Here is a 13,122-nt window from a genome sequence, read left to right as displayed (position 1 = left end):
CGCTGCGCTTTGCGAGTTGCGGGCAGATACGGCGTGCCGTGCGGCGCGGGTTGCGGCAGCTACGGCGCGCTGTGCGGCGCGGGTTGCGGGTGAGTTGCAGGCGAGTGACGAGCTGCAGGTCGTGAGCTGCCGGCTGCGGGGTTTGTGAGCGGGCGGCGACTCGCAGTCTGCGTGCTCTAACACGCCTGTGCCAAGTGAGCCGCGAGCTGTGATCGTCAGCACGCGCACGGGGGGAGTGTTTCACGTGAAACACTCCCCCCTCTCTCTTCCCTGCTCCCTTCGCTCCCCCCTTTTCGGCGTGTTTTGCAAGTCCTAACCTGCAAAATCGTCCGGAGCGATGCCCTCGAGGAAGGTGCGGAACTCCTGCAGCTCGCTCTCCTCGTCCTTGTTCTCCTTGAAGAGGTAGGGAAACGACGCCTTCTCCAGCACGTCTTCCTCTATGTAGAACGGCGCCTCCTGGCGCAGCGCGAGTGCGAGCGCGTCGGTGGGGCGCGCGTCAAGCGCGATCAGCCGCGCGCCTTGGCGCAGAATGAGCTGTGCGAAGAAGGTCTGCCCCTTCACCTGATTGATCACCACGTGGTCGACGCGCGCGTCAAGGTTGGTCATGGCGTCGAGGAACAGGTCGTGCGTCATGGGTCGGGGCAGCCTCACGTGCTCAATGGCCACGCCGAGCTGGGACGCCTCGGTCACGCCGATCCAGATGGGCACGATGCGCGACTTCCCCGCGGGCGAGTCCTCCACGGGCTCGAGCACGAGCACGGAGGGCTGTGCGGGGCCCGTGACGATGAGCGTGAGCACGTGAAGTGGAACCATGGAATCCTCCTGCCGGCATGAGCGTGTTTCCCTAATCTTAGCTGATGGGAAAACAGCGGCCGACCTCGGTGCGCGACGAACCCAGACGACGGCCACCCTAAGGGATGACCGGCCCCTGTGTTCGTGTTTATCTGGGTAGATCCAGGGATTCATGTTGCGCGGGAAGTGCGCCGCATTCCGCATCTCGAAGGGCACGGGTGAACGCAACCCGGAAGACGAGGACACCCACGCTTCAAGGGATGCAGGTGTGTTTTGCGTGGTGAGATTCAGTAAGATGGAAGCACTCTCGTTTCGAAGGGCGCGCGTGAGCTTTGCATGGTGGGCTTTGGCAGGAAAGGAAGAGCCGTCCCTTCGAAGGGGAATGCAATTCGCCCATGATGGATGAAAGTGATGTTGGCAGAATGTTGGTTGGAAGTTGGCAGCCAATATCCCGCCAACAAAAAAGCAGGCCAGAAATTGCTTCTGACCTGCGGTTTTAGTGGTGGAGCATAGGGGGATCGAACCCCTGACCTCAGGCTTGCAAAGCCCGCGCTCTCCCAGCTGAGCTAATGCCCCATGTCACCAAGCACTTCTTCTTGATGTTTCACGTGAAACATTCTGTGAAAAGCGCCCAGACATTAATAAACGCTCCACCGGCTAACTCGGCTCACGGTGGAGCGTTTATCGCAAAAATGGTGGGCCCGAATGGATTTGAACCAGCGACCTCACGCTTATCAGGCGTGCGCTCTAACCAACTGAGCTACGGGCCCTTGAAAAAGTGCTTAAATATCATACACCTGATTTGGCGCGCGCTGCAAGAAGTAATTTTAACTTTTTTAAAATTATCCGCTCGGCTAGATATGGACGAATCTGGCGAATTGGAACCGAATCTGGGCGGAGAACCTTGGCTTTCCGCAGTTGCCGCAACCCTAAGCATCGCGGACGTTGTTGGTGCTTTAAGGAAACGACCCGGTTGAGGACTGCAGGTGTCTTCGCCTGAGAGACGAAGGACGGCCGGCGTTGTTGCGGTTGGGGGGTTATTCTTGCTGAGAATGGCTACAGGATCAGGTGGGCTGCCGCCGCTATCACCAAAAGGTGCGCAGGGTAGTAGGCGTAGAAGAACCATTTGAGGGGTCGGCCGCGACGGCCCTGGTAGCGGGTGATGAAGGTGGCGGCGAAGAGGATCCCGACGCAGGCGTAGCCGAGTTCGCACCAGGAGGTGAACAGGGCTGTCGTACCTGCGAGCGAATAAGAGGGGAGCGCGCCTCCCGTCAGGATGTTCGCAAGGGCGGGGATGCCCGTCGAGGCGAAGGGGACGAGCATGGTCAGCATGATGCCGCGCGCTCCTTGGCTCCTGAGCTCGTGAAAGAGGAAGATCATGAGCGGGCCGATCACGGGCCAGTCGCAGAAGGCGCTGATGCCGAGCGCGAGACAGAAGCAGGCGGCGAACGCGCCGGGGCTTTTGCAGTGGTCGCGCGCGTAGAGGATACCCAGGCCGGCGAGAAGCGTGAACATAACGTTCCCCTCAAGGCCCCACAACAGTGAGAAGGGGACTTGCGATATGAGGGCGAACGCGAGAAGCCGCTTGGCGTAGCGTCGCATGTTCGAGGTGCGCGCGTATCCCTCCGACACGAGAAATGCCATGACGGGGAAGGTCATGCCTCCGAGTGCGTAGAGGATCAGGAGCGCGGGGGCGCCCCATAAGTCATATCCCGCAAAAGCGCCCGAGAACACGTTCGCCACATGGTTGCAGGTCATACCGATGATGGCGGCTACCTTGAGGGTGAATGCGGACACATCCGGGCGTAAGCCGGTGGTCGGACGGGGTGACATGCTGCCTATTGTGCGGGATGGTGCGGCGGGCGCTGTGTCAGATGGTGCGGCGGGCTCTGTGTCAGGCAACGTGACGGATGAGGTAGCAGGCGGGGAGCTTGCGGGCGCGTCGGGGGGTGCGTCAGACGGCGTTCCGGGTGATGTGATGGGTGATGTGGCGGAAGGCGCAGCGGGCTCTGCGTCGGGCAGAGCGACGGGTCCGGGCGCGTTGGTTGCATTGGGCGCGCTCGATATGTTGGAGGGGCCGGTTGGCACGGTGAGTTGAGCCTTCCTTCATCACTCTGGCGTGTTTTGCGAAGTGCGTTTCGCGAAACACGCCGGGGGAGTTGGGGAGATTATACTTTACCCATGAAGCTCAGAGACGCATACATGCGGTACCCGCTTGTCACCATGGCGGGCGCGTTCGTGTTGGCAGGTGTCTGCTCGGGGGTTGTGCGCGGAAGCGACTTGGCTGCACAGGTAGTGAGCACTGCATTTGCCGCCGCTGTGGTCATGCTGCTGATACGGCTGCTCGTGCCGCAGTCTCTCGGCAGGCTGGGTGGTCGCCTTCCGGGCGCGCAAACTCCTGATGAGAGGAGAGGGAACTCCCCTGAGCTGTCTCTTGTAAAGTCTGACGGCTGTTTGTCGGATGAGATGACTCCTGCTGGTCTTGGCGAGTGCTCATCGAACTCGCAAGCTTTGGGAGATCCTGACCTTCGCTCGGAGCCTCACCGAATGTTTCACGTGAAACATTATGCGTTGCTCCTGCTGGCTGCAGCTATTGGAGGAGCGTGGAGCATGGCAGGCGGCGCTGCGGGCGGGATTCTCTCGCTAAGCGCAACGGATCTTGTGGCGCGCTGCGCCTTGGTTCTGCTGCTCTGCGCGGCGACGGCTGTATTCGAAGAGGGTCTGTTCCGGGGGATCGTGATTCCCTGCGTGATTACGCGCGTGCGTTCTGAGGAAAAGACCGAGAGGGGGTTCGGGGAAGACCCGGAGGGAGAGTTCAGAAGGGAAACTGAAGGGAGGGCGGCTAGAAGTAAATCAGAGAATAAGTTGGAGGAGGAGTTCGGAAAACGGTCTGAAAGAGAACGCGTGAAACAGTCCAAGGGCAAAGGTTGGCGTGCTAACCCCGTGCTCGTTGCGGCTGTGTTCAGCGCGCTCGTCTTCGGCATTCTGCACGCATCGGGATCTTCGGATGGCAGCTTCTTTTCGCAAGCTGTTCTTGCCGGAGATGCTTTCAGCTCTTCTGCTGGGTATGCTCCGGCAGACAGCTCGTACGCTTCTGCCGGGTACGCTCTTACCGGCAGCCCTTGTGATCTTGTCGGGTGCGCTTTTTCCGGCAGCTCGTGCACCTCTGTCGGGTACGCTCTTGCTGACAGCTCGTGCGCTCTTGCCGGGTGTGTTCCTGCAGACAGCCCGTACGCCTCTGCCAGCAGCCTTTTCTCTCCTTCGTCAGCCCTCCTCTTCGCAGCTCTTCCTCCCGCTGTCATCCTCGCTGTGCAGGCTCTCCTCAAGGCGCTCCAGGCGGGACTCTTCGGCTTCTGCATGGCGGCAGTGTTTTTGGAAGCAGGATCGATCAAACAGCCCGTGATGATCCACGCTGCCTTCAACGTGCTCTACCTGGGTCCCTTGCTGGTTGCGACGGGGGCCGTCCCCGCCACCTACCTCACGGGGAATTGTGGTGACCTTGCGATGTTGGCGCTGACAATCGCGCTGTTATTGCCGCCGAGCGTCAAAAGCGCGCGATGGCTCGCACGCGAAGTGGTACCATACAGCAGTTTCCATCAGTAAAAAAGCAGCACCGTGTGAGATACCGCGAGGGTTTTGCGCAGCGCGCGCAGAGATGCGCGGGTGAAATTCGCCAAAGTTTCGCCAAAGGCGTGAGGCCAAAGCGCGAGGTTTGCGCAACGTGCGCGCAAGATGCGGTTGTCACTCACGAGGCTGCCGAGCATATCAAGAAGAGGGAAGAAGCAACATGAAGCAGGAGAACATTCGCAACGTCGCCATCATCGCGCACGTCGACCACGGCAAGACCACCCTGGTCGACCGCCTGCTGTGGGCCTCGCACGTGTTCCGCGAGAACCAGCAGGTGGCCGAGCGCGTGCTCGACTCCAACGACCAGGAGCGCGAGCGCGGCATCACCATCTTGTCCAAGAACATCTCGATCACGTACAAGGACGTGAAGATCAACGTCATCGACACGCCGGGCCACGCCGATTTCGGCGGCGAGGTGGAGCGCGTGCTCAACATGGCCGACGGCGCGCTGCTCATCGTCGACGCGTACGAGGGGCCCAAGCCGCAGACGCGCTTCGTCCTGTCCCACGCGCTCGAGCGCGGCCTGCGCATCGTGGTGGTCGTGAACAAGATCGACCGCCCGAACGCCGACCCCGAGGGCGCCGTCGACAAGGTGTTCGACCTGATGGTCGAGCTCGGCGCGTCGGACGAGCAGCTCGACTTCCCCGTGGTGTACGCCTCGGCTGTGAACGGCTACGCGCGCCTCGAGCCCGGCGATGGCAACATGGACATGGTTCCGCTGCTCGACATGATCCTCAAGGAGATCCCTGCGCCTGACGTCGACGCCGACGGCCCGGTGGCCCTGCAGGTCTGCACCGTCGACCACAGCAGCTACGAGGGGCGCATCGGCGTGGGGCGCCTGCACAGCGGCACGCTACACGAGAAGGAGCAGGTGCTCGTGGTGAAGGCTGACGGCGAGGACTATACCGCGCAGATCCGCAAGGTGTACACGTTCGAAAACCTGGGCAAAGTCGAGGTCCCCGAGGCGCACGCCGGCGACATCGTGGCCGTCATCGGCATCGAGGACGCCGACATCGGCGACATCATCACCAACCCCGAGAACCCCGTGGCCATGGAGCCCATCGCCGTCGAGGAGCCCACGATGGCCGTCGTGTTCGAGGCGTCCACCAGCCCGCTCGTGGGCCGCGAGGGCGAGATCGTCGGCGGCCGCCAGCTGAAGGAGCGCCTGCTGCGCGAGAAGGAGAGCAACATCTCCATGCGCATCCGCGAGACCGAGGACAAGACCGGCATCGAGGTGGCAGGCCGTGGCGTGCTGCACCTGTCCGTCCTCATGGAGACGATGCGCCGCGAGGGCTTCGAGTTCCAGGTGGGGCGCCCGCAGGTGGTGTACAAGGTCGACGAGCACGGCAACAAGCTCGAGCCGATCGAGGAGGCCACCGTCGACGTGCCGAACGACTACGCGGGCAAGGCCATCGAGGTCATGGGCACCGCCGGCGGCATCATGGAGGACATGGCGTCCGACGAGGCCATCACGCACCTCACCTTCCGCATCCCGTCGCGCGGCACCATGGGCCTCAAGACGCGCATCCTCAACGCCACCCACGGCGAAGCGGTGCTGTTCCACCACTTCAAGGAGTACGGCCCCTACTCGGGCGAGATGGCGGGCCGCAAGAACGGCGGCATGATCGCCATGTCGACGGGCAAGGCGGTGGCGTATGCGCTTGATACGCTCCAGGAGCGCGGTCGACTGTTCGTGGGCCCGGGCGACGAGTGCTACGAGGGCATGATCGTCGGCGAGTCGGCGAAGGACTCCGACATGGTGGTCAACGTGGAGAAGACGAAGAACCTGGGCAACCAGCGCTCGAGCACCGCGGACAAGGCCATCCAGCTCACGCCGCCGGTGACCTTCACGCTCGAGGAGGCGCTCGAGTACATCGAGGACGACGAGCTCGTGGAGATCACGCCGAAGAGCATCCGCCTGCGCAAGCGCCTGCTGTCGGCGACCGACCGCAAGAAGGCTGCGAAGAAGTAAGGGCGCCCCCGCCCGCGCGCGGCGGACGCCTGCGCGCGGCGGCCCACCCCGCTTCCCGCATCTCGCGCATCCGCCCTGCCGCGCATCCCCTTCGGGCGGTTTTTTGAAACGCGTTTCGCCAAAGGCCCCTCAGGCAAGCAAGCCGAGGGGCCTTTTCGCCGTCCGCCGTCCGCTGTTCGCTGCTGACGCCCCGCGGCGAGTATTCGTCGCGTGTGGAACGAAAGTGGTCATATTGTGCGCGTTCTCCCACGTCATTGTCCGTATGCGAAAATACACGCCGAAACTACCACGGGGCTTGACGATGGTCCCGTGTTCTCGGGAGGAACAAGCATGAAGAAGATGTCTTTTGCGAAGAGCTTGCTCGCGGCGGGGTTGGCAGCGGCGTGCGTGTGGGGCCTTGCGGGTTGCGCGATGGAGTCGACGAGCGCGAACGGCGTGAAGCTCACGGGAGGCGTGGCCGCCACCGTCAACGGCGTCGAGATCGCGGAAGACGACGTGACCATCATGATCGAGAATCAGCGCGCGGCGAACTCGCTTGACACCGAGGACGCGTGGGGCAAGTACCTCGCGCAGTCCGGCAGCACGCCCGAGAAGATGCGCGAGTCCTTCATCGACGGGTTCATCGGGCAGGAGCTCATCCGCCAGTTCGCCGAGGAGCGCGGCGTAACGGTTGACGACGCCCAGGTCGAGGAGGGCTTCGAGAAGACGCGCTCGAACTACGCCGATGACGAGAAGTGGCAGGAAGCCCTCAAGTCGAAGAACCTCACCGAGGACACCTACCGCGACAACATCCGCTTCTCGCTGCTGTACCAGGGCGTGACCGACTCGTTCGCGGTCGAGAACCCGTCCGACGAGAGCATGCTGACCTACGGTAAGATGTTCTCCACCTCCTACAACGGCGCGAAGAAGTCGTCGCACATCCTGTTCGAGGCAGGTGACGAAGCCACCGCGCAGCAGGTGCTCGACGAGATCAACGCCGGAACGCTCGACTTCGCCGCGGCGGCGCAGCAGTACTCCAAGGACAGCTCGGCGGCCGACGGCGGCAACGTGGGCTGGGACAAGCTCACCACGTTCGTGACCGAGTACCAGGAGGCACTCGACGGCCTCGAGGTCAACCAGGTGAGCGGCTTGGTCACCACCGACTACGGCATCCACATCATCAAGTGCACCGAGGTGTTCACGGCGCCTGAGGAGCTGACCGACGTCAACCAGCTGCCGGCTGAGTTCATCGAGCGCGTGCGCACGTACGCGGCGGATTCCGAGAAGAGCGAGGCGCTCGACGCGTGGCTGAAGGAGAAGCGCGACGCGTCTGACGTGGTGATCAACGACATGCCCGAGGGCCTGCCGTACGACGTCGACATGAGCAAGTACGAGACCGAGGGCAGCTCGGACGCGGAGGCGAGCTCGGACGGCTCGGATGCCGCTGACGCCGCTGGCGACGGCTCGGGCGCCGACGCCCAGGGAACTGACACGGCTGACGGTGCCGAGGCTGCTGCGGGCGAGGGTGAGGCTGCGGGCGGCGACGCTGGGGCCGCTGCCGCGGGCTCAGCCGACGCCGCCGCCGACGCTGGGGAGGCTGGCGACGCGGCGGCCGACGCCGCCGCGAGCTCTTCCGCGAGCGCATCCTCCCAGCCTGCGGAGTCGTAGCCCCTCCATGAACAACCCTGCTCCTCCCTTCCTCGAGCTGCGCGACGCGGTGGTGCGTCGCGCAGCTCGTGACATTCTGTCGGTCGAGTCGCTCGTGCTGCCCGAAGGCGAGTCGGTAGCGCTTTTGGGCCCGAACGGCTCGGGCAAGTCGACGCTCATAAGCCTGATCACGCGCGAGGCGTTCCCGCTGCACCGCGATGAGCCGCCGGTTCTCTTCCGCGGCCGCGAGCGGGCGACGCTCGAAGAGGTGCGCGCGTGCCTGGGGATCGTGTCATCGACCATGCAGGACCAGATCACCGTTCACCTTCCCGCCGTCGACGTGGTGGTGGGCGGGCTGTTCGGCGCGCTCGGCGTCCCCCGGCGGTTCAGCGTGACCGAGCAGCAGCGCCAACGCGCCTACGACGTCATGGACAAGCTCGGCATCGCCGACTTGGCGCCGCGCGACATCATGACGCTCTCGACGGGGCAGGCGCGCCGCGTGCTCATCGCGCGCTCGCTCGTGCATGACCCTGACGTGCTCGTGCTTGACGAGCCGTGCACCGGGCTCGACCCCGAGGGCATGTACTACGTGCGCCGCACCATGCGCGCGCTGGCGCAGGGCGGCCGCGCCATCATCCTGGTGACGCACTACCCCGAGGACATCATTCCCGAGATCAACCGGCTGGTGCTGATAAAGGACGGCCGTGTGTTCGGTGACGGCACCAAGCGCGAGCTGCTCACGGGCGAGCGCATGAGCACGCTGTTCGACGTGCCGCTTGAGGTGGTGGAATCCGGCGGCTGCTATGCGTTGGTGAGCCGCTACGAGTGAAAAATCCCCCCTTGTTCAAGGGAAAATTCTGAGTTAAAATACATAGTCGCTGCATCAGCCGTGCAGCTGTAGGTACGCGGAGAGATGTCCGAGCTGGCCGAAGGAGCACGATTGGAAATCGTGTATGCGCCAAAAGCGTATCTGGGGTTCGAATCCCCATCTCTCCGCCATTTGAAATTACGGGAAGCGCGCGCCGATGTTTCACGTGAAACATTTTGATGAGCGCTTCGTCTTATATTGATGCGGCGTGCGAACTTCGCGTTCTGCACGCAGGCGCCTGAGAAAACCCGGGCGTCGCACCCCATGCGGAGGGGTGGCAGAGTGGTTGAATGCGGCGGTCTCGAAAACCGTTTTACGCGTAACCCGCGTAACGAGGGTTCGAATCCCTCCTCCTCCGCCACGAATTTCCAACGCCTCGACAACGGGGCGTTTTTTCGTTCTCTTTCGCTTTTGATTCCGCCTCCGCCCCTTCTTTCTCCCCTCATTCCCGCGCGATAATTCGCCTGCGTAACGGCTTGGCAACGCGGTTTCGCTTACAATGGTTTGGTGAAGCGCAGCGGCGGGGATTGCGCGCTCGCGGGCTTCGCATGATGCACCGCGTGTGCGCTGAGGGGCTGCTTCAGCGCCGACGGTGCCCAAGACGAGGGCTGGAACCGGCTAGGTTCAGAAGAGGGCGCCATGTACACGAGGTTAGTGAGCCATACCGACAAGATCAACCAGCAGCTTGCGCGGTACGGGGTCAAGTTCGGTATCTACAAAGGCGGCGTGTTCGAGGAGCGCCTGTTCCCCTTCGACGCCGTGCCGCGCATCATCGAGGCTGACCGGTGGCAGCACCTCGAGCGCGGGTTGATCCAGCGCGTCGACGCGCTGAACGCCTACCTGCGCGACCTCTACAACGAGGCGCAGATCATCCGCGACGGCATCGTGCCCGAGCACTTCGCCTACGCGTCGTCGGGCTACCTCCCCCAGTGCGAGAACACCATGCCGCCCGAGGGCATCTACTCGCACATCTCCGGCATCGACCTGGTGGAGGGCAACGACGGCGAATGGTACGTGCTTGAGGATAACCTGCGCATCCCCTCGGGCGCGTCGTATCCGCTCATCGCGCGCAACCTGTGCCGCCGCTGCGACGCCGACACGTTCCGCGAGGTGCCGCTCGTCGACAACCGCGACTACGGCAGCCGCCTGAAGGACGTGATGGACAACGTGAACCGCGGCGGCATCAACGTCGTGCTCACGCCCGGCCGCTACAACGCGGCGTACTTCGAGCACAGCTACCTGGCCGAGAAGATGGGCGCCGTGCTCGCCGAGCCGAGCGAGCTGTTCGTGGAGGACGAGGTGCTGTACTACCGCGACTCGACGCGCAACGCGCGCGTGGGTGCGGTGTACCGCCGCCTGTCGGACGAGTACCTCGACCCGCTGTGCTTCCTGCCCGAGAGCCTCATCGGCGTGCCAAACCTCATGTGCGCATACCGCGCGGGCAACGTGGCCATCATCAACGCGCCCGGCAACGGCGCGGCTGACGACAAGGGCATCTACTATTTTGTTCCGCAAATGGTGGAATACTATCTCGGCGAGAAGCCCATCCTGAAGAACGCGCCCACGTACCTGCCGTACTACGCTGACGACCTGGCGTACGTGATGGAGAACGCCGAGAACCTGGTGATCAAGGACGTGGCGGAGGCCGGCGGGTACGGCGTGGTGTTCGGCTGCGAGCTCGAGCCGGAGAAGCTCGCCGAGCTGAAGGACTTCGTGCGCGCCGAGCCGCGCCGCTTCATCGCGCAGGAGGTCATCGACTTCAAGTGCCTGCCCACGTGGATCAACCACGAGATGGTCCCGCGCAAGGCTGACCTGCGCGCGTTCGTCCTCTCGGGCGAGAAGACCGCCGTGTGGCCGAGCGGCCTCACGCGCTACGCCCGCCAGGAGGGCTCTTCCGTCGTCAATTCGTCCCAAGGAGGAGGGTTCAAGGACACATGGGTACTCTCTCGCTAGAACGCGTCAACCGCCTGCTGTGGCTGGGCCGCTACGTCGAGCGCTGCACCACCACGCTGCAGTTCATCCTGGCCACCTATGACGCCGCGCTCGACTCGACCGAGGGCAACTGGAAGGGCCAGCTCGAGGAACTCGGCTTCGATCAGGACAACGACGACCCGGTGGAGTTCTTTCACGAGTGCCTGTTCAGCCGCACGCTGACCGCCTCGACGCATTACTCCATGTCGGCGGCGTACGACAACGCGGTGGTGCTGCGCGACGTCATCGGCACCGAGTCGTGCGCCTACGTGCAGATGGCGCTGAACGAGATCGAGCGTGCGGAGGTGTCGCCCACGCCGCTTCTGGACCTGCAGACGGTCATCGACATGATCATGGCGTTCAAGGGCTCGTGCGACGACTACATCGCGAACGACTCCGCGCGCAACATCATCAAGTGCGGCATGTCGATCGAGCGCATGGACCTGTACGTGCGCCTGAACTATCATCTGGGAGACTTGCGGAAGGAGACGCAGAAGCTCGCGACGCGCGTGGACCGCACCGGCATCTCGTACGACCGCCACGCGTTCAAGGAGCTCATCGATAAGATCTTCTCACCGCGTTTTCCCGAGGAGGTTACGTACGAGGAACTCGGGAGCATGCTCGAGCTGATCGCGCGCGTGTTCTGAGAGGATGTGCGCAGCGTGGTTGCGGGTTGCGGGCTGCGGGCCGTGGGCCGTGGGCCGTGGGTTGCGAGCGGGTTGCGCGCCGCGAACTGCAGGCAGGCATGCTGCGGTTGCGGTTGCGGGTTGTGAGCGGGTTGTGGGCGGGTTGTGAGCGCAGGTCGGCATGCTGCGGGCGCGGGCGCGCTGGTTGTGAGCGCGGGGCGCTGTTGCAACGCGCACCAGCGCGGCTCTGCCGTGAGGTGAGTTGCGATCTGCCGGTCGCGCGAGCTGCGAGCTGCGAGCTGCATGTCGCAGGCCGTGGGTGTGCGGCGAAGCGCGTGAGTGTGCGGCGAAGCGCGTGAAGCTGTACGTCGCAGGCCGTTCGAGCCTACAGGTCGTGGGCGCGAGATACGGGATTCGTTGCGGCCTTCCTCGGGACGTTTTGCGAAACGCGTTTCGCAAAACACGCCGAAAAGAGGAGGGAGGGCGCGTTATTTGGAGGAACGTCTATGAGGATGCTCTCATATGTTTTCGAAACGTCGCTGGCGTTCAGCGAGCCGGTCACTGACCACAGCTTCGTGCTGCGCTGCCTGCCGAAGTCGACGAACACGCAGAAGGTGATGGAGTCGCAGGTGTTCACGCGCCCGCGCATCCCGCTGTCGGAGCAGATCGACGGCTTCGGCAACCGCATCGTCGTGGGGTATTGCCCCTCCGCGCACGAGTCCTTCGACTTCTACGCCACGGGACTGGCCATGGTGGAGCCCGACGACGCGGGCCCGACGCCCGCACACCCGATGTTTCTGCAGGCCACGAAGCTGACGATGCCGAGTGACGCGCTTCGCGCGCTGGCGAAGGAAGAATCGCAGGCAGCTGGCTGGAGCGCGAAGGGTAACGCGGAAAGGTACGCTGCTTCAATCGCGGAGGACTCCCTGGGTGCGGAAGCGACGTGGGCGCGTGAAAATGTTTCACGTGAAACATCGGGCACACCTGACGAGGACGTCGCCGCAAAAGCACCTGATGAGGAAGTCGCGGCAGAAACATCCGCTAGGGATGACTTGGCAGGCTTACCGGGCAAGGACGTCATTGAAGGTTCACTTGTCGAAGTCGGCGCGGCGCCTGTGTCCCCAGAAGACGTCGCGGCAGACGCGGGGTATGCGAGCACCTGGGCGCTCGCGCAGCGCCTGTGCACGCGCGTGTTCGATTCCTTCGAATACGCGCCGGGTGCGACGGACACTACCACCACGGCTGCGGAGGCGTATGAGGCGGGGCGCGGCGTGTGCCAGGACTACGCCCACGTGCTCATCGCGCTGTGCCGCGCGCTGGGGATTCCCGCGCGCTACGTCACGGGCCTCATGGTGGGCGAAGGCGCCACGCACGCGTGGGTCGAGGTGCACGACGGCGAGCGCTGGCGCGGCCTCGACCCCACGCACAACTGCGTGGTGGACGACCGCTACATGCTCTTCGCCACGGGACGTGACTTCGAAGACTGCCCCATCGAGCGCGGGATGTTCCGCGGGAAGGCCGAGCAGACGCAGAAGGTGTCCGCCTCGCTCGGCGACGACGCGCCGGCGGTGAACGCGACCACGGCGCATCTCGCCGAAGCGGTGGCCGCCGAGGCGAAGGCGGGGTAGCGCAGGCCCTTT

General features: G+C 63.8%; 9 protein-coding genes and 4 tRNA genes. 9 read left to right on the top strand and 4 right to left on the bottom strand.

Going from position 1 to position 13,122, the window contains the following annotated elements; all coding sequences use genetic code 11:
* Positions 1 to 312: 312 nt before the first annotated feature.
* The 4 genes from G7Y50_RS08225 to G7Y50_RS08210 form a co-directional block, all read right to left on the bottom strand.
* On the bottom strand, positions 313 to 813 hold the full coding sequence (locus G7Y50_RS08225) for a bifunctional nuclease family protein (protein ID WP_165052713.1): 501 nt from the start codon (positions 811 to 813) through the stop codon (positions 313 to 315).
* Between the two features lie 479 nt (positions 814 to 1,292).
* Positions 1,293 to 1,368: transfer RNA gene (locus tag G7Y50_RS08220), tRNA-Ala, on the bottom strand.
* Between the two features lie 117 nt (positions 1,369 to 1,485).
* Positions 1,486 to 1,562, bottom strand: a tRNA-Ile gene (locus G7Y50_RS08215).
* 286 nt (positions 1,563 to 1,848) lie between these two features.
* A complete protein-coding gene (locus G7Y50_RS08210) occupies positions 1,849 to 2,625 on the bottom strand; it encodes a TraX family protein (protein ID WP_165052709.1) in 777 nt (258 codons plus the stop codon).
* A gap of 348 nt (positions 2,626 to 2,973) precedes the next feature.
* Between G7Y50_RS08210 and G7Y50_RS08205 the strand changes: the two genes are divergently transcribed.
* From G7Y50_RS08205 to G7Y50_RS08165, 9 genes are all read left to right on the top strand, one after another.
* Complete coding sequence (locus G7Y50_RS08205; protein ID WP_165052706.1) at positions 2,974 to 4,395, top strand: type II CAAX prenyl endopeptidase Rce1 family protein; 1,422 nt, start codon at positions 2,974 to 2,976, stop codon at positions 4,393 to 4,395.
* A 184-nt stretch (positions 4,396 to 4,579) separates the two neighbouring features.
* Complete coding sequence (gene typA / locus G7Y50_RS08200; RefSeq protein ID WP_165052703.1) at positions 4,580 to 6,391, top strand: translational GTPase TypA; 1,812 nt, start codon at positions 4,580 to 4,582, stop codon at positions 6,389 to 6,391.
* Between the two features lie 330 nt (positions 6,392 to 6,721).
* Positions 6,722 to 8,038 (top strand): peptidylprolyl isomerase, encoded by a 1,317-nt coding sequence (locus tag G7Y50_RS08195; protein ID WP_165052698.1) that lies wholly within the window; start codon positions 6,722 to 6,724, stop codon positions 8,036 to 8,038.
* 7 nt (positions 8,039 to 8,045) lie between these two features.
* Entirely contained in the window at positions 8,046 to 8,846 is an 801-nt protein-coding gene (locus G7Y50_RS08190; protein ID WP_165052695.1) for an ABC transporter ATP-binding protein, read from the top strand.
* A gap of 78 nt (positions 8,847 to 8,924) precedes the next feature.
* A tRNA-Ser gene (locus G7Y50_RS08185) sits at positions 8,925 to 9,016 on the top strand.
* Between the two features lie 137 nt (positions 9,017 to 9,153).
* Positions 9,154 to 9,246: transfer RNA gene (locus tag G7Y50_RS08180), tRNA-Ser, on the top strand.
* 278 nt (positions 9,247 to 9,524) lie between these two features.
* The gene (locus G7Y50_RS08175) at positions 9,525 to 10,838 is read left to right on the top strand and encodes a circularly permuted type 2 ATP-grasp protein (protein WP_165052692.1); all 1,314 of its coding nucleotides are present in this window, start codon (positions 9,525 to 9,527) and stop codon (positions 10,836 to 10,838) included.
* A complete protein-coding gene (locus G7Y50_RS08170; protein WP_165052689.1) occupies positions 10,820 to 11,503 on the top strand; it encodes an alpha-E domain-containing protein in 684 nt (227 codons plus the stop codon). Before G7Y50_RS08175 ends, G7Y50_RS08170 begins: the two co-directional genes overlap by 19 nt.
* Positions 11,504 to 11,988: 485 nt before the next feature.
* Positions 11,989 to 13,110 carry a transglutaminase family protein gene (locus tag G7Y50_RS08165; protein WP_165052686.1) on the top strand — a complete coding sequence of 374 codons (1,122 nt, stop codon included), beginning with the start codon at positions 11,989 to 11,991 and terminating at the stop codon, positions 13,108 to 13,110.
* Positions 13,111 to 13,122 lie beyond the last annotated feature (12 nt).

Origin of the sequence: Adlercreutzia sp. ZJ176 (assembly GCF_011038975.1) — a bacterium.
Classification (GTDB): domain Bacteria; phylum Actinomycetota; class Coriobacteriia; order Coriobacteriales; family Eggerthellaceae; genus CAAEEV01.
This window is presented reverse-complemented; position numbering and strand designations above follow the sequence as displayed.